Raw genomic sequence first — 15653 nt, 5'->3', positions numbered from 1 at the left:
GTCTCGGTCTTTTTCGGACCGCCCTCGGAAGCCGCCGAAACCGGCTCGCGCCGGTCGATCGGAGCGGCCGGAGGCGCAGCGTTCGGCTGGGCCGTCTCGGTCTCGGGGACCTGCGAGGGCCGCTTCGCCGCGGGAGCGCGAACCGGCCGCGCGCGCTGCGGCGCCTCCTGCTCGCCCGCCTCCAGCGCGTCGGCGAAGGGCGTCGACCCGCCGTCGCCGCCGCGCGCCTGAGCGGGGCGGCTGCGCACCTCGTTGCGCGTCACCGTATTCGCCCCCGTCCCCGGAACCGTTCCTGCCGTCGTTGCCGCCACTGCGCCTGCCCCTCAACGCCCCAAAAGCCTTCAGCCGGTCTCAGGCGAGCAAGCTCCGGGCCAGCGCAACGCAACCAAAAAACCCTGGAAATTCAGGGCTCCGGGGCGGTCCTCGGGATTTTTCGCCCGGAATCGGCTGCCGGGCGCGGCAAGAATTGCCGGGTGCGCCGAACGGGCTAAGATCGCCCTGTGTTCGAATTCCACCATCGACCAGGAAAGTGCGGGCTCATGCTTCTCGGCTGCATCGCCGACGATTTCACCGGGGCGAGCGATCTCGCCAACACGCTGGCCAAGGCCGGCATGGCCACCATGCAGTTCGTCGGCATACCCGGGGATGCCGCACCCGCCGCGTGCGAGGCCGGCGTCGTGGCGCTGAAGAGCCGCACCATCGCCCCGGCCGATGCCGTCGCCCAGTCGCTCGCGGCCTGCGACTGGCTGCTCGCCCAGGGCGCCCGCCAGATCCTGTTCAAATATTGCTCGACCTTCGATTCCACCCGCGAGGGCAATATCGGCCCGGTGGCCGAGGCGCTGATCGACCGGCTCGGCGCTGATGTCGCGGTCGTCTGCCCGGTCTTTCCGGCCACCGGCCGGACCCTGTTCAACGGCCATCTCTTCGTCAACGGCCGGCTGCTCAACGAGAGCGGCATGCAGAACCATCCGCTGACCCCGATGACCGATCCGGACATCCGCCGCTGGCTCGGCCATCAGGTGGCCGGCGCGGTCGGCCTTGTTCCCTATGCCACCGTGCGGCAGGGCACGGCGGCCATCGCGGCGGCCCTTGCCGCCGAAGCCGGGGCCGGCCGCCGCCTGGCGGTCGTCGATGCCGTCGCCGACGACGATCTCGTCGCCATCGGCGCCGCGCTCGGCGACGCCAGGCTCGTGACCGGCGGCTCGGGCATCGCGCTCGGTCTGCCCGCCAACTTCAAGGCCAAGGGCCTGCTTTCCGGCAGGGGCACGAGCTTCTCGCCGGCAACGGGCGCCGCCGCCGTGCTCTCCGGCTCCTGCTCCGCCCAGTCGCGCGCCCAGGTCGTTGCCTATACCGCCAGGCATCCCGGCCTGCTCGTCCAGCCCGACGAGGTGATCAGCGGCGCGATGACCCCCAAGGTCGCGTTCGACCATGTCATGGGCCGCATCGGCCTGGCCCCCATGGTCTATTCGTCGGCCGATCCGGACGAGGTCAGGGCGGCGCAGGAGCGCCACGGGCAGGCCGAGCTGGCCGAGGCGATCGAGACCTTTTTCGGCGAGCTCGCCGTCATGCTCGCCGACGCCGGCGTCACCCGCCTCGCGGTCGGCGGCGGCGAGACATCGGGCGCGGTCGTCACCGCGCTCGAGGTCGACCGGTTCCATATCGGCCCGGAAATCGATCCCGGCGTGCCGGCGCTCGCCGCCGAGGGGCCGCGCCCGATCCGGCTGGCCTTGAAGAGCGGCAATTTCGGCGCGGTCGACTTCTACGACAAGGCGCTGGCCGCCCTGGGGGCGCCATGACCGCCGATCAGGACGAAGCCGCAGCGCGTGCCGGCCTCGTGCGCTGGGGCCGCTCGCTGTTCGAGCGTGGCCTGACGCCCGGCTCCTCGGGCAATATCAGCGTCAGGCTCGCCGACGGCTATCTGGTGACGCCGACCAATTCCTGCCTCGGCTTCCTGGATGCCGGACGGCTCAGCCGGCTCGATGCCGGCGGCCGGCACGTCGCCGGCGACGCCCCGACCAAGGAGCTGCCCCTGCATTTCGCCTTCTACGAGGCGCGCCCGGCCGCCCGCGCGGTGGTGCATCTGCACGCGACCCACGCGACCGCGCTCTCCTGTCTCGCCGATGTCGATCCGGCCGACGCCATCCCGCCGATCACGCCCTATGTGGTGATGCGGGTCGGCCGCGTGCCCGTCGTGCCCTATACCCGCCCGGGCTCGGCCGATGTCGCGCCGCTGATCCGCGCCAAGGCGCCCGACCATCCCGCCATTCTCCTCGCCAATCACGGCCCCGTGGTGGCCGGTGCGAGCCTCGACGCGGCCATCTTCGCCATGGAGGAACTTGAGGAGACGGCAAGGCTCGTCCTCATCACCCGCGGCATGGCCGTGCGCCATCTTTCGCCTGCCGAGATCGCCGATCTCGAAGCGACCTTCACCTTGAAAGGCTGACCGACATGCCGCGCTTTTCCGCCAATCTCGGCTTTCTCTGGCAGGGCCTGCCCCTGCTCGAACAGATCGACCGTGCCGCCGCCGCCGGCTTCAAGGCGGTGGAGATGCACTGGCCATACGACACCGATCCACTCGCCGTGCGCGATGCCGCCGCCGCCCGCGGCGTCAAGGTGCTCGGCGTCAACACGGTGCGCGGCGACGTCGCCCGCGGCGAGAGCGGCCTCGGCGCCCTCGCCGGCCGCGCGGCCGAGTTTGACGCCGCCATCGACCAGGCCGTCGCCTGGATCTCGGCAGCCGGCGGTACCGCCATCCACGCCATGGCCGGCATCGTCGCCCCGGCCGATCGGCCGGCGGCAACCGCGGTCTTTGCCGACAATCTCAGCCGCGCCGCCGACAAGGCCGCCGCCCACGGGCTGACCATTCTGCTGGAGCCGCTCAACCCGCGCGCCGCACCGGGCTACTTCTATTCGACGCTGCGTGATGCCGGCGCGATGATCGCCCGGGTCGGCAAGCCCAACGTCAAGATCATGTTCGATGCCTTCCATGTCGGCGTCGCCGAGGGCGACATCCTGACGAAGCTCGAATATTGGCTGCCCCATATCGGCCACGTGCAGATCGCCGCGGTGCCGAGCCGGGCCGAGCCCGACGAGGGCGAGGTGCACTTTCCGGCCCTGTTCGCGGCGCTCGACCGGCTCGGCTACGACGGCTGGGTCGGCGCGGAATACCGGCCGCGCGGCGATACCGATGCAGGGCTCGCCTGGGTGAAGGCGCTCGGCGTCACGCTGTAGCCGGCGCGCGCCACCCTGGCGCAAGAGACATCACCCCGAACCGGTCACGCCCGGGCGAGCGCTTCGGCGAAGGCGTAGCTGTCGGGATAGACCTCGTAGGCCGCGACGCGACCGTCTTCGAAGCGGAACAGGTTGACCGCGCGGACCTTGAGGCCCTCGCCCGTGGCGCGCACCCGCCAATGCCCCTCCAGGACCAGCACGACCGCATCGGCCGTGGCCACCGTCTGCACCGGCTCGACGGCGAGGATCTCGAGATGTTCGGCGACGCGCTTGAAGAAGGTGACGACCTTCGGCCGTCCCTCCCAGATGCCGGCCCAGGGCACAATGCCGACCGGGCCGTTCCAGCGCACGACGACGTCGTCCGTCGTGACCGCGGCGAGCGCGCCGGCATCGCCCGCCTTCAGGGCCTGGTACCAGCGATCGAGAATGGCATTGCTCATGGCCCCCTCATGCCCGCGACGGCGGATCAGCGCAAGATGCGGATCAGCCGCGTCACGTCGAGCAGGGTCACCAAAGCGGCCGCGACATAGGTGAGCGCGGCGGCCTTGAGCACCGATTTCGCCGCCGGCAGATCAGCCGGCGGGAGATAGCCGCCCTTTTCCAGGATCGGCAGCGCCCGGCCGAAACTGGCGTCGAATTCCACCGGCAGGGTGAGGAGGTGCATGACGAGGCGCGAGGCGAGCAGCGCCACCGCGGTGACGATTTGCAGGATGACCAGCGGCAGGGAGTGGACGAAGGCGAGCACGAGCGGCGCGGTCGCGAACAGGATGCCGGCTGCGATCTCCAGCGCCTGGGCGCCATGCGCCATCTTGATCCGCCAGAGCAGCAGCGGATGGCCGTCCCGATGCTGCAGCGCGTGGCCGACCTCGTGCGCAGCGACCGCGACCGCCGTCACCGACCGGCCGCCGTGGACGTCGGGGCTGAGGCGCACCACCCGGTCGATCGGATCGTAGTGGTCGCCGCGGTCGGTCGCCTCCACCGTGACGCCGGAAAGCCCCGCCCGCTCGATCAGATGTTCGGCGAGTTCGCCGCCGGTACCGGGAAAGTCGCTGCGCTCCAGCGCGTGCCGGCGCATCTGCGCCTTCACCCAGACTTGCGGTCCGAAGATCAGCGCGAGCAGCGCCAGGACACCGAGAATGATCAGAATGGGCATGAATGATCGGCTGGCGTGTCACCCGGCGACCGCTGGAGGGCGCCGGACTTGCACCGAACATGGCCTTTCCGGACCGCCTATGCCAGCCAGCGCTTGCGCCGCTTGTAGCTTTTCACGTCGCGGAAGCTCTTCTTGTCGCCTTCGGCGACGCCCAGATAGAACTCCTTGACGTCCTCGTTCTCGCGCAGCGCCTCGGCCGTGCCGTCCATCACGACGCGCCCGGTCTCCATGATGTAGCCATAGGTCGCATAGCGCAGCGCCATGTTGGTGTTCTGCTCGGCGAGCAGGAAGGAGACGCCTTCCTTGGCATTGATGTCCTTCACGATCTCGAAGATCTGCTCGACGATCTGCGGCGCGAGCCCCATCGAGGGTTCGTCGAGCAGGATCATCTTGGGCCGCGACATGAGCGCGCGGCCGATGGCGCACATCTGCTGCTCGCCGCCCGAGGTGTAACCGGCCTGCGAGGTGCGGCGCTGCTTCAGGCGCGGGAAATAGGCATAGATCTTCTCGAGGTCGGCCTTGATCGCCGCCTTGCCGTCGCGCCGCGTGAAGGCGCCGGTCAGGAGGTTCTCCTCGATGCTCAGATGGCCGAAGCAGTGCCGGCCTTCCATCACCTGGATGCAGCCGCGCCGCACCAGGTCGTTGGGCGACAGGTGCTGAACCTGCTCGCCCTCGAACACGATCGTGCCCTTGGTGACGTCGCCGCGCTCGGCATTGAGGAGATTGGAGATCGCCTTCAGCGTCGTGGTCTTGCCGGCGCCGTTGGCACCGAGGATGGCCACGATGCCGCCGCGCGGCACGGCGAGCGAAACGCCCTTCAGGACCAGGATCACATGGTCGTAGACCACCTCGATATTGCTCACCGTCAGGATCTCGTCCTGCGCGGCGGCCGGCGCGATGGCAGCTTCGCTCTGAGCGGTCATGGGCGGTCCGGTTCTTCGAAAAACGGAGAGAGCGGGGCGGCGGTCGCCGCCGCCCCGGCAAGTCGCGCCTTACGAGCGCTGATCGCAGGCTTCGGTGCGCCGCGGCCAGCCCTGGTTGGAGGTGGTATAGGCGCGGGCCGCCTCCTCCAGCATCGGCCGGATGCGGGCGCGGTCCGGCGTGATCCAGTCGGTCGCGCGAGCCCATTTGGTGCCGTCCCACTGGACCAGGAAGGCCGGGAAGTGGCCGTTATGGTCCTGGCAGGTCAGGCGCACGGGCGCGGCGAAGTCCGGCGCGCCGAGCTCGGTCCAGCGGGCGGCGGAGATGTCGAGCGACTCCAGGCCGCGCCGCATGTCCTCGGCGGTGATCGCCTTGCGGCCCGAGAGGCGCTGGGCGTTGCGCATGGCCTCGGCGATCAGGATGCCCTGATAGACGCCGCGGTTGTAGAGGTTCTCGCCCACCTTCTCGCGCGGCGACTGCGACTGACCGCGCTCGACGACGTGCTTGATGATGTCCTGGATGACCGGGAAGTTGGTGCCGACCTGGTGCCAGGAAATCGACAGGTAGCCCTTGCCGTCGGCACCGGCCGGGCGGGCGTCGTCGTCGCCGCCGGCCCACCAGATGCCGAGCAGCTTGTCACGCGGGAAGCCGGCGCGGCCGGCCTCGCGCACGGCGGTCGGGTTCATCGCGCCCCAGCCCTGCAGCAGCACCCAGTCGGTGCGGTCGCGCCGCACGGCGAGCCAGGTCGAGGACTGGTTCTGCATCTCGTTGGGATTGACCGGATAGAGCTTCAGCGTGAAGCCATATTCCTTGGCCATCGCCTCGAGGAACGGGATCTGCTCCTTGCCGAAGGGCGCGTCGAGATGGACGAGGCCGATGGTCTTGCCACGCAGCTTCTCGAAGCCGCCTTCGCGCTGGGCGATGTACTGGATCCAGACCGAGGCGCCGTCCCAATAGGTCAGCGGCGGGTTGAACACCCAGGGGAAGGAATCGCCGACCGCCGAGGCCGAGAGGCCGTAGGCCATGGCGAAGATCGGCATCTTGTCGATATGGGCGCGCGGAATGGTGGCGAGCGTCGCGCCGGTCGACCAGGGCGCGTAGAGCACCGAGCCGCGCTGCTTGGCCTGCTCCCAGCACTCGACGGAGCGGCGGGTGTCGTACTGGGTCTCGCATTCCTCGATGACGATGCGCGCGCCGCCGATGCCGCCGTCGCGGGCATTGAGCATCATCAGGTAGTCGCGCGTGCCGTCGGCGATCGGAATGCCCGAGCCCGAGAACGGTCCGGTGCGGTAGGTGTTGTTGACGAAGATGATCTGGTCCTGCGCCGCGGCGGGCAGCGAGGCGAAAGCCCCGACGCCGACGGCCAGTGCCAGCATGGTTCGAGCCAGTTTCATGACTGTCCTCCCTCGAGCGATCTGCTCAGTCCTGGTGACATTGCCGGGCGTTGGCCGCCCGGTCGTGACGAATTGGGGCACCGTTCAATAGGGGAACGGCCAGACCCGGAGCTTCTGCTTGGCGATCTGCCACAGCCGCGCGAGGCCGTGCGGCTCGACGATCAGCAGGAAGATGGTCAGCGCGCCGATCACCATGACCACCAGCTTCTCGGCGAGCGAGCCGGTGATCGGCACGCCGAGCGCCGGCAGACCGAACTTCAGGATGGTGGGCAGGGCCACGATGAAGGCCGCGCCGAAGAACGAGCCGATATTGGAGCCGAGCCCGCCGATGATGACGGCGAACAGGATGAGGAAGGACAGGCGGATGGAGAATTCCGTGCCGGCCTCGGCGCCGCCGAGATAGATGAACACGAAGAGCGCGCCGGAAACGCCGCAATAGAAGGACGAGACGGCGAAGGCGAGCAGCTTCGATTCCAGGAGCTTGATGCCCATCAGCTGGGCGGCGATGTCCATGTCGCGCACCGCCATCCACGACCGGCCGACACGGCCGTGGACGAGGTTGGAGGCGATCCAGGTGAGCAGCACCACGAAGCTGAGCGCGATCCAATATTTGACCTCGACCGCCGCCGTCGGTCCGGTGATCGCGACGCCGAACAGGGTGCGCAGCGGCACCTCGATGGCGCCTGAGGGATTGTAGTTGTAGAGCCAGGGAATGCGGACGAACGACCATTGCAGGAAGAACTGCGCGGCGAGCGTCGCGACCGCGAGATAGAGGCCCTTGATCCTGAGGCTCGGCAGGCCGAAGACGACGCCGATGGCCGCCGAGAAGAAGCCCGAGCAGAAGATCCAGACGAGTATGTTCACGTCCGGGAAGATCGTCGTCAGCTTGTAGCAGGCATAGGCGCCCGCCCCCATGAAGCCGGCCGAGCCGAGCGAGATGAGGCCGGTATAGCCGGTCAGGATGTTGAGCCCGATCACCGCCGGCACCAGGGCGAGGAACGGCAGGAGGATGGTCGACAGGGCGAAGTTGCCGAGCAGCAACGGCGCGGCAAAGGCCGCGGCCACGATCACGGCGAGCCCGATCCGGTCCTGCGCGAGCGGGAAGATCGCCATGTCGGCCTGGTAGCTGGTCTTGTATTGTCCGGCCTCACGGTAGAACACGTCGCAACGCCCCCGTCAGATACGCTCGATGATCTTGTCGCCGAACAGACCCTGCGGCCTGAACATCAGGAAGATCAGCGCGATGATATAGGCAAGCCAGGTCTCGATGCCGCCGCCGAGCAGCGGGCCCCAGTAGAACTCGCCGAGCTTTTCGCCGATGCCGATGATGAGGCCGCCGACGATGGCGCCCGGCACCGAGGTGAAGCCGCCAAGGATCAGCACCGGCAGCGCTTTTAGCGCGATGGTCTCGAGCGCGAAGGAGACGTCCGAGCGGGCGCCCCACATGATGCCGGTGACGAGCGCCACGATGCCGGCGGTGAACCAGACGATGACCCAGATCTGGTTCAGCGAGATGCCGACCGACAGTGCCGCCTTGTGGCTGTCCGCCACTGCCCTCAGCGCCCGGCCGATGCGGGTGTACTGGAAGAACAGCGCCAGCACGACGATCATCACGATGGCGATGACCGCCGCCGCCATGTCGAGATGCTGCAGGCTGATGCGCCCGCCCGGCACGTCGAAAGTCGACGAGCCGGTCGGCAGGCCGAGCTGGGCGGTGATCATCACCTTCGGATTGCCGCCGAAGACATATTCGCCGAAGCCGGTGAGGAAATAGGACAGGCCGACGGTCGCCATCAGCATGATGATGTCGGGCTGGTTGACCAGCGGCCTGAGCACCACCCGCTCGACCGCGATCGACAGCACCAGCATGATGCCGACCGCCGCGACGACGGCGACGAAGGCCGCGACATGGCCGGGTGGCAGCCCGAGCTTCAGCGTCAGGATCTCGTAGATGCCGACCAGCGACAGCGCGGCGAACACGACCATGATGCCCTGGGCGAAATTGAACACGCCCGAGGCCTTGAAGATCAGCACGAAGCCGAGCGCGATCAGGGCATAGAGCACGCCGGCGACGAAGCCCTCCCAGACCGTCTGGATGAACAGGTCCGGCAGGCCCCACATGGTGACGAAAGGATCGACCAGGATCTTGTAGATCCAGTCGTTCGGGCCGATCAGCCCGCGCGTGGTCGCGACGGTGAGGCCACCGATCACGGCGGCCAGGACCACGATGGTGATCAGCCAGTTGCGCTGGCTCTCCGAGAGCGCCGGCTTCGGTGCGATGGTCGCGTCCGTCATCACACCCTCCTCAATGCGCCACGCCGAGATAGGCGTCGATGACCCGCTGGTCCGCCTTCACCTGGTCCGGCGTGCCGTCGGCGATCTTGCGGCCATATTCCAGCACCACCACCCGGTCGGAGAGGTCCATCACCACCCCCATGTCATGCTCGATCAGCGCGATCGTCGTGCCGAACTGGTTGGAGACATCGAGGATGAAGCGGCACATGTCCTCCTTCTCCTCCAGGTTCATGCCGGCCATCGGCTCGTCGAGCAGGAGCACTTCCGGCTGCATGGCGAGCGCCCGGCCGAGCTCGACGCGCTTCTGCAGGCCATAAGGCAGCTTGCCGACCGGCACCTTGCGCACGTGCTGGATCTCCAGGAAATCGATGATCTCCTCGACGAACCGGCGATGCTCGATCTCCTCGCGCATGGCCGGCCCATGGCGCCAGAGCTGCCAGAAGAAGCTCGAGGTCATCTTCAGCGTGCGGCCGGCCATGATGTTGTCGAGCGTCGACATGCCCTTGAACAGCGCGACGTTCTGGAAGGTGCGGGCAATGCCGCCGGACGCCGCCTCGTAGGGCCGCATCTTCGGGCGGGTCGCACCCTTGAAGGTGATGCGCCCCTCGGTCGGGTGGTAGAAGCCGTTGATGCAGTTCAGCATCGAGGTCTTGCCGGCGCCGTTCGGCCCGATGATGGCGCGGATCTCGCCCTTCTTGATGTCGAACGACACGTCGGTCAGCGCCTTGACGCCGCCGAAGGCGAGCGAGACATGCTCAACCGCCAGGATCACTTCGCCCGCGGCGATGTCGGTCGGTGACGGTCCCCTCATTCCGCGGCCTCCTGAAAGGCACCGGGCGCGGCCGCGTGCACGTCCATGTCGATGATGGCAACGTCGCCTTCGATCACGCCCTTGCGACCATCCTCGAAGGTCACCTCGACGCGGACATGGGCCCGCTTCGAGCCGTCATAGAGCCCGGTCACGAGCGACTGGTAGCGGTCGGCGATGAAGCCGCGCCGGACCTTCTGGGTGCGCGTCAGTTCGCCGTCGTCGGCGTCGAGCTCCTTGTGCAGGATCAGGAAGCGCCGGATCTGCGCGCCCGACATCAACGGCTCGCCGGCGAGCGACCGGTTCACCTCATCGACATGGCCGGCGAGCATCCTGATCACGTCGGGATGACCCGCAAGCTCCTGGTAGGAGGCATAGGAGACGTTGTTGCGCTCGGCCCAGGAGCCGACCGCCACGAGGTCGATGTTCAGGAAGGCGGTGACGAAGTCGCGGTCCTGGCCGAAGGCCACGGCCTCCTTGATGTTCGGATAGAACTTGAGCTTGTTCTCGATATATTTCGGCGCGAACAGCGCGCCCGACTTCAGCTTGCCGACATCCTTGGCGCGGTCGATGATGCGCAGGTGGCCGGTCTTGGCGTCGAAGAAGCCGGCATCGCCGCTCTTCACCCAGCCGTCGGGCGTCTTGGTCTCGGCGGTCTTTTCCGGGTCCTTGAAATAGCCGAGGAACACGCCTGGCGAGCGGTAGAGCACCTCGCCATTGTCGTCGATCTTGATCTCGACATCGATATTGGGCTTGCCCACCGTATCGGCATAGATCTCGCCGTCCGGCTGGGCGGTGATGTAGACGCTCGCTTCGGTCTGGCCGTAGAGCTGCTTCAGATTGATGCCGAGGGAGCGGAAGAAGCGGAAGATCTCCGGCCCGATCGCCTCGCCCGCCGTATAGGCGACGCGGATCCGGCTGAGCCCGAAGCGGTTCTTCAGCGGCCCATAGACGAGGAAGCGGCCGAGCGCATAGTTCAGCCGGGCACCGAGCGGCACCCGCTCGCCGTTCAGGATCTTCTCGCCCCAGCGCTTGGCGACGCCGAGATAGTAGTGGAACACGCGCCGCTTGAACGGGCTCGCATCCTCCATGCGCACCATGGTCTGGGTCAGCAGGCCTTCGTAGACGCGCGGCGGCGCGAAGGCGTAGGAGGTGCCGATCTCGCGGCGATCCTCCATCACCGTGTCGCCGTTCTCCGGACAGTTCACGCAGAAGCCGGCGACATAGGACTGCGCGTAGGAGAAGATGTTGTCGCCGACCCAGGCGAGCGGCAGATAGGCGATCACCTCCTCGTTCTCGTCGAGCGCGTCGAACAGGTTGCCGTTGCGCGCGGAGATGATGAGGTTGTCGTTGGTCAGCATCACGCCCTTCGGGCGTCCGGTCGTGCCGGACGTGTAGAGCATGATGGCGAGGTCGGAGCCCTTGGCGGCGACGACCGAGTCGCGCAGCGCAGCGATCCTGGCCGGGTCGGCGGCGGCGTTGCGGCCGGCCGCCTGCACGTCGGCGAAGGGATGCAGGCGCGAATGGTCGTAGTCGCGCAGGCCCCGTTCCTCGTCGTAGATGATATGGGTCAGCTTCGGCAGCCGGTCCGACACCGACAGGACCTTGTCGACCTGCTCCTGGTCCTCGACGATGGCCATCGTCGTTTCGGCATGCTCCAGCACATAGGCCATCTCTTCGGCGACCGAGTCCGAATAGATCGGCACCGGCACGGCGCCCCAGGACTGGATCGCCGCCATCGACCAGTAGAGGCGTGGCCGGTTGCGGCCGATGATCGCCACCTTGTCGCCGGCGCCGAGGCCGAGCTCGCGCAGGCCCAGCGCGAAGGCCTGCACCTCGAGCGCGACCTCGGCCCAGGTCCAGCTGTGCCAGATGCCGAAATCCTTGTGGCGCATGGCCGGGCGCGCGCCGAAGCGCTTCGCGTTCAAGGCCAGAAGCTTTGGAAACGTATCGCCGGCGCCGGCAACGGCACCCGCGGCGGCGTGGTTTGCCACAGCCGGCATCCTCCCTGTTCGTCCCGGCAGGCGGCCTGGCCGCTCCACCGTCAGTTCCCTTCCGCACGCCCCGTTGGCCGGGTTCATTGCAGCACGGCCCACGGCGCGCGAGCGCCGCGGGCGATGCCGGGTTGGATAGTTGAACGCACGGTCGGCGAAATCAAGGGGTCGAAAGGATGAGACCTTATGAGTCGAAAGGCGAAACCGCCCCGTATGGCGGCCCGGCGGCACCGATCGGCTCCTCGCCGGGCCGATTTCGGTCCAGACGGCCCCTTTCTTCATGCTAGACTGGCGCCATGGACGGTCCGATCACGCAGGCTGAGGCGCTCGGCGCGACGCCGCTCGCCGGCGGCGATCGGGCGCACTTCTTCGCGGCGTCCCGCTTCGGTGGGATCGACTGCCTGCGCGCGACCTTCCTGAAGCACGCCTATGCGACCCATACCCACGACACCTATGCGATCGGCAGCATCACGGCCGGCTGCGAGGTCTGGAATGCGCGCGGCAGGCGCCTCTATGCCACACCGGGCGAGATCGTCTTCAACCATCCGCTCGACGCCCATGACGGCGCACCCATGGAGGGCGGCTATTCCTACCGCATGACCTATCCCGGCCTCGACGTCCTGCGCGAGGTGGCCGGTGCGGTCGGCGGTCGGCCGGTGGCGGGAACGCCGACCTTCCCCGAGCCGGTCGTCCGAGACCCCGAGGGTGCCCGACTGTTCATCGCGGCTCATGCGGCGCTCGAGGACGACGGCGACGGCCTCGGCGGGGAGGAACTGCTGCTGCGCGCCTTCGGCCGCATGCTGGTGCTGCATGGACGGATCACCGCGGCCCCGCTCGGCGCCGAGCCAGGTCCGGTCGGCCGGGTGCGTGCGCTGATCGAGGCCCGCTTCGCCGAGGACCTGAGGCTGGACGAGCTCGCGGCCGTCGCCGGCCTGTCGAGCCACCACCTGATCCGCGCCTTTCGCCGCGAGACCGGCCTGACGCCGCACGCCTATGTCGTCGACACGCGCGTGCGCCGGGCCCAGGCATGGCTGCGCGCCGGAATCGGCCCTGCGGAAACCGCCGCGGCCGTCGGCTTTGCCGATCAGGCGCATCTGACCCGCGCCTTCAAGGCCCGCCTCGGCGTGCCGCCCGGCGCCTATCAGCGCGCGGTCGCCTGAGCTTTTTCGCCGGCCATGCCGATTTCGTTCAAGATCGGGCGGCGGCTGCCGGCCATGCTGGCACCATGACCGATCTCACCGCCGCAAGGCCCCGCTCGACCCTCTCCGAAATGCGTGACGGCATCGCCGACCTCTGGCCGGCCATGGTGGCGGCGGCTCCAATCGCCCTGCTCTATGGCGCCGTGGCGCTGGCCAAAGGCCTTTCCCCGCTCGAAGTGATGCTGTCCTCGGCGCTGATCTTCGCCGGCGGCGCGCAGCTCGCGGCCATCGAACTGTGGACCGTGCCGGTGCCGGTCGCCGCCCTCGTCCTCTCCACCTTCCTGATCAATGCCCGCTATGTGCTGATGAGCGCCTCGCTCGCGCCCAAGGTCGCCCACCTGCCCTTTGCCGGCCGTCTGCTCGGCTTCCACGTTCTGGCCGACGAGAACTGGGCGCTGGCCGAGCGGCGGGCGGCGCAGCGGCCGATCACCGCGGCCTATTTCTTCGGCATGGGGGCGGCCTTCTGGATCAACTGGGTCGCCTGGTCCTATGCCGGCGCGATGCTCGGTCCGCTGCTCGGCGATCCCCGGCGGTTCGGCGCCGATTTCGCCTTCACGGCCATCTTCATCGGCCTGATCGTCAGTTTCGTCACCGGCCCGCGCGCCGGCCTGGTGGTGGTCGTCAGCGGCCTTTCCGCCACCGGCGCCTATCTCGCCCTCGGCTCGCCCTGGCATGTGCGGGCGGGCGCGCTCGCCGGCATGGGCGCCGCCGTTCTGGCCCATCGCGACGCGCCGGCACCGGCGGACCAGGCGGAGGCCGCGCCATGAACCTCGATCCGATCACCCTCGCCGCCATCCTCGGCATGGCCGCGGTCACCTATGCGTGCCGGCTGACGGGGCTGCTGATCGCCGATCGCATGGCCTTCACCGGCCGGGCCAAGGCGGCGGTCGACGCGATTCCGCCGGCCGTGCTGACCGCCGTCATCGCACCGACCCTGCTGGCCACCGGCTGGCCGGAAACGGCAGCCGGCCTCGTCACCATCGTCGCGGCGACGCGTCTGTCGCTGATCGGCACGATCGGCGTCGGCGTGGCCGCCATCGTGGTCCTGCGCCTGGCTGCCGGGGCCTGACGCGTTCCGGCGACGCCCGCGCGCCAGCGCTCCTCGCCGCCGCGAGGTGATTTAGGCGACGCCAGCGCGCCAGCGCTCCTCGACGCCGCGGGGTGATTTAGGCGACGCCCGCGCGCCAGCGCTCCTCGACGCCGCGAGGTGATTTAGGCGACGCCCGCGCGCCAGCGCTCCTCGACGCCGCGAGGTGATTTAGGCGACGCCAGCGCGCAGCAGGTCGTGCACGTGCAGGATGCCGATCGGCCGACCGTCCTCGACCGCGAACATGGCGGTGATCTTGGTCCGGTTCAGAAGGTCGATGATCTCGCTGGCGAACTGGTCGGGCCTGACCGTCTTCGGGCTGCGGCTCATCACTTCGTCGACCGGCCGCGACAGGAGGTCGGGGCCCATATGGCGGCGCAAATCGCCGTCGGTGACCATGCCCACCAGCCGGCCGTCGGCATCGAGAATGCCGCAGCAGCCGAACCCCTTGGTGGTCATTTCCAGGATCACGCCGGCCATCGGCGCGCCGACCCGGGCAAGCGGCAGGGCCTCGCCGTCATGCATGACGTCGCGCGCCTGGGTCAGCACCGCGCCGAGCTTGCCGCCGGGATGGAAGGTACGGAAATCGGCGGCGGTGAAACCGCGTACCTCGAGCAGCGCGATCGCCAGCGCGTCGCCGAGCGCGAGCTGCATCAGGGTCGAGGTGGTCGGCGCGAGCCCGTTCGGGCAGGCCTCCTCGGCGCGCGGCAGCTCCAGCACCACGTCGGCGGCCTTGCCGAGCGCCGAATCGCCGATCGAGGTGACCGCCACCAGGCCGACGCCGAAGCGCCGGGAAAAGGCGACCATGTCGCGCAGCTCGACGGTCTCGCCCGACCAGGACAGCGCCAGGATCACGTCATCCGGCGTGACCATGCCGAGATCGCCGTGGCTCGCCTCGCCCGGATGAATGAAGAAGGCCGGCGTGCCGGTCGAGGCGAGCGTTGCCGCGATCTTGCGTCCGACATGGCCGGACTTGCCCATGCCGGTGACGATCACGCGTCCCTTGGCGGCCCGCAGCAGCGAGACCGCCGCGGCGAAAGGCTCGCCGAGACCGTTCGCCAGCGCCGCCTCGAGTGCGGCAATGCCGGCCGCCTCCACGGAAAGCGTACGCAGCGCCGAGGCCAGAATGCTGTTGGTGACAGGTTTCATGCGCGAGGCCCCTGGTCGAAGCGGTCGGACGGCACGCCGGGGCCGTCGCGGAAAGCTGGTCGCAATAGCACGGCGCGATGCCCGGCGCATCCCGCTGGGCGGCGAAGCCGGGCTCGGCATCAACCCCGCGTTAACCACGGCTCTTTACCTCTTGTTGAGGAAATTCTCGCCGGGAAGGATCGGCATTGGGTCTGGTTGCCCGCAACCGCGCAGCGGTGGGTGTGCTCGCGCTTGTCCTTGCCTGGACCGGCGTGCCGGCGCACGCCCAGGATCTGAGGACCGGCCAGGCCGACAGCGGCGGCGAGGACCTCGAGCGCGAGGACGGCTGGCGCGGCCTCGCGCCGCTGGAGCCCGATGCCCGTCCCCGCACCGATGCCGAGGCCGCCGGCCTCAGGACAGAGGAAGCGCCAGGCGCCGCGGCG

The 15653-nt window shown here is 68.8% G+C and carries 17 protein-coding genes; 7 read left to right on the top strand and 10 right to left on the bottom strand.

All coding sequences use genetic code 11. The annotated features are described in order from the left end of the window. A partial coding sequence (locus tag OZ671_RS30810; protein WP_268864242.1) for a hypothetical protein occupies window positions 1–263 on the bottom strand: 263 nt, incomplete at its 3' end. Window positions 264–539: 276 nt separating this feature from the next. Between OZ671_RS30810 and otnK the strand changes: the two genes are divergently transcribed. Genes otnK through OZ671_RS30795 form a run of 3 tightly spaced genes read left to right on the top strand, consistent with a single transcriptional unit; the run spans window position 540 to window position 3231 of the window. After that, complete coding sequence (otnK, locus tag OZ671_RS30805) at window positions 540–1796, top strand: 3-oxo-tetronate kinase (RefSeq protein WP_268864241.1); 1257 nt, start codon at window positions 540–542, stop codon at window positions 1794–1796. Then, window positions 1793–2443, top strand: coding sequence for a 3-oxo-tetronate 4-phosphate decarboxylase (gene otnC, locus OZ671_RS30800; protein ID WP_268864240.1), 651 nt, complete (start codon window positions 1793–1795; stop codon window positions 2441–2443). The genes otnK and otnC overlap by 4 nt, the downstream gene beginning before the upstream one ends. Window positions 2444–2448: 5 nt before the next feature. Continuing rightward, window positions 2449–3231: a hydroxypyruvate isomerase family protein gene (locus OZ671_RS30795; protein WP_038301389.1), complete on the top strand. Its 783-nt coding sequence runs from the start codon at window positions 2449–2451 to the stop codon at window positions 3229–3231. Between the two features lie 44 nt (window positions 3232–3275). On the opposite strand, the gene OZ671_RS30790 is transcribed toward OZ671_RS30795, so the two are convergent. The 8 genes from OZ671_RS30790 to OZ671_RS30755 form a co-directional block, all read right to left on the bottom strand. After that, window positions 3276–3671: a nuclear transport factor 2 family protein gene (locus OZ671_RS30790; protein ID WP_268864239.1), complete on the bottom strand. Its 396-nt coding sequence runs from the start codon at window positions 3669–3671 to the stop codon at window positions 3276–3278. 26 nt (window positions 3672–3697) lie between these two features. Then, window positions 3698–4384 (bottom strand): zinc metallopeptidase, encoded by a 687-nt coding sequence (locus tag OZ671_RS30785; RefSeq protein WP_038301387.1) that lies wholly within the window; start codon window positions 4382–4384, stop codon window positions 3698–3700. Window positions 4385–4461: 77 nt separating this feature from the next. Then, complete coding sequence (locus OZ671_RS30780; protein WP_268864238.1) at window positions 4462–5307, bottom strand: ABC transporter ATP-binding protein; 846 nt, start codon at window positions 5305–5307, stop codon at window positions 4462–4464. Between the two features lie 69 nt (window positions 5308–5376). Further along, complete coding sequence (locus tag OZ671_RS30775) at window positions 5377–6699, bottom strand: ABC transporter substrate-binding protein (protein WP_268864237.1); 1323 nt, start codon at window positions 6697–6699, stop codon at window positions 5377–5379. A gap of 84 nt (window positions 6700–6783) precedes the next feature. Beyond that, window positions 6784–7860, bottom strand: a complete 1077-nt coding sequence (locus OZ671_RS30770) for a branched-chain amino acid ABC transporter permease (RefSeq protein ID WP_268864236.1) — start codon at window positions 7858–7860, stop codon at window positions 6784–6786. A gap of 15 nt (window positions 7861–7875) precedes the next feature. Continuing rightward, a complete protein-coding gene (locus OZ671_RS30765) occupies window positions 7876–8820 on the bottom strand; it encodes a branched-chain amino acid ABC transporter permease (protein WP_268864243.1) in 945 nt (314 codons plus the stop codon). Window positions 8821–9004: 184 nt separating this feature from the next. Further along, window positions 9005–9805: an ABC transporter ATP-binding protein gene (locus tag OZ671_RS30760; RefSeq protein ID WP_268864235.1), complete on the bottom strand. Its 801-nt coding sequence runs from the start codon at window positions 9803–9805 to the stop codon at window positions 9005–9007. Beyond that, entirely contained in the window at window positions 9802–11805 is a 2004-nt protein-coding gene (locus tag OZ671_RS30755) for an AMP-binding protein (protein WP_268864234.1), read from the bottom strand. The genes OZ671_RS30760 and OZ671_RS30755 overlap by 4 nt, the downstream gene beginning before the upstream one ends. 287 nt (window positions 11806–12092) lie before the next feature. Between OZ671_RS30755 and OZ671_RS30750 the strand changes: the two genes are divergently transcribed. The 3 genes from OZ671_RS30750 (at window position 12093) to OZ671_RS30740 (ending at window position 14064) form a co-directional block, all read left to right on the top strand. Further along, window positions 12093–12956 carry an AraC family transcriptional regulator gene (locus tag OZ671_RS30750; RefSeq protein ID WP_268864233.1) on the top strand — a complete coding sequence of 288 codons (864 nt, stop codon included), beginning with the start codon at window positions 12093–12095 and terminating at the stop codon, window positions 12954–12956. A gap of 65 nt (window positions 12957–13021) precedes the next feature. Then, complete coding sequence (locus OZ671_RS30745; RefSeq protein WP_268864232.1) at window positions 13022–13762, top strand: AzlC family ABC transporter permease; 741 nt, start codon at window positions 13022–13024, stop codon at window positions 13760–13762. Further along, complete coding sequence (locus OZ671_RS30740) at window positions 13759–14064, top strand: AzlD family protein (protein ID WP_268864231.1); 306 nt, start codon at window positions 13759–13761, stop codon at window positions 14062–14064. The genes OZ671_RS30745 and OZ671_RS30740 overlap by 4 nt, the downstream gene beginning before the upstream one ends. A gap of 189 nt (window positions 14065–14253) precedes the next feature. On the opposite strand, the gene OZ671_RS30735 is transcribed toward OZ671_RS30740, so the two are convergent. Beyond that, window positions 14254–15231 carry a KpsF/GutQ family sugar-phosphate isomerase gene (locus tag OZ671_RS30735; RefSeq protein WP_268864230.1) on the bottom strand — a complete coding sequence of 326 codons (978 nt, stop codon included), beginning with the start codon at window positions 15229–15231 and terminating at the stop codon, window positions 14254–14256. A gap of 185 nt (window positions 15232–15416) precedes the next feature. Here OZ671_RS30735 and OZ671_RS30730 point away from each other — a divergent pair. Then, a partial coding sequence (locus OZ671_RS30730; RefSeq protein ID WP_268864229.1) for a hypothetical protein occupies window positions 15417–15653 on the top strand: 237 nt, incomplete at its 3' end.

The sequence above is a fragment of the Phreatobacter sp. AB_2022a genome, from assembly GCF_026847585.1.
In the GTDB taxonomy this organism is placed as follows: Bacteria; Pseudomonadota; Alphaproteobacteria; order Rhizobiales; family Phreatobacteraceae; genus Phreatobacter.
Note: the sequence above shows the minus strand (reverse complement) of the source record. Positions and strands in the feature narration are given on the sequence as shown.

Excerpts from the sequence above, each read along its gene's own strand:
- otnK (WP_268864241.1), top strand. The coding sequence starts at position 540 with ATGCTTCTCGGCTGCATCGCCGACGATTTCACCGGGGCGAGCGATCTC.
- otnC (WP_268864240.1), top strand. The coding sequence starts at position 1,793 with ATGACCGCCGATCAGGACGAAGCCGCAGCGCGTGCCGGCCTCGTGCGC.
- OZ671_RS30795 (WP_038301389.1), top strand. The coding sequence starts at position 2,449 with ATGCCGCGCTTTTCCGCCAATCTCGGCTTTCTCTGGCAGGGCCTGCCC.
- OZ671_RS30790 (WP_268864239.1), bottom strand. The coding sequence starts at position 3,671 with ATGAGCAATGCCATTCTCGATCGCTGGTACCAGGCCCTGAAGGCGGGC.
- OZ671_RS30785 (WP_038301387.1), bottom strand. The coding sequence starts at position 4,384 with ATGCCCATTCTGATCATTCTCGGTGTCCTGGCGCTGCTCGCGCTGATC.
- OZ671_RS30780 (WP_268864238.1), bottom strand. The coding sequence starts at position 5,307 with ATGACCGCTCAGAGCGAAGCTGCCATCGCGCCGGCCGCCGCGCAGGAC.
- OZ671_RS30775 (WP_268864237.1), bottom strand. The coding sequence starts at position 6,699 with ATGAAACTGGCTCGAACCATGCTGGCACTGGCCGTCGGCGTCGGGGCT.
- OZ671_RS30765 (WP_268864243.1), bottom strand. The coding sequence starts at position 8,820 with ATGTGGGGCCTGCCGGACCTGTTCATCCAGACGGTCTGGGAGGGCTTC.
- OZ671_RS30760 (WP_268864235.1), bottom strand. The coding sequence starts at position 9,805 with ATGAGGGGACCGTCACCGACCGACATCGCCGCGGGCGAAGTGATCCTG.
- OZ671_RS30755 (WP_268864234.1), bottom strand. The coding sequence starts at position 11,805 with ATGCCGGCTGTGGCAAACCACGCCGCCGCGGGTGCCGTTGCCGGCGCC.
- OZ671_RS30750 (WP_268864233.1), top strand. The coding sequence starts at position 12,093 with ATGGACGGTCCGATCACGCAGGCTGAGGCGCTCGGCGCGACGCCGCTC.
- OZ671_RS30745 (WP_268864232.1), top strand. The coding sequence starts at position 13,022 with ATGACCGATCTCACCGCCGCAAGGCCCCGCTCGACCCTCTCCGAAATG.
- OZ671_RS30740 (WP_268864231.1), top strand. The coding sequence starts at position 13,759 with ATGAACCTCGATCCGATCACCCTCGCCGCCATCCTCGGCATGGCCGCG.
- OZ671_RS30735 (WP_268864230.1), bottom strand. The coding sequence starts at position 15,231 with ATGAAACCTGTCACCAACAGCATTCTGGCCTCGGCGCTGCGTACGCTT.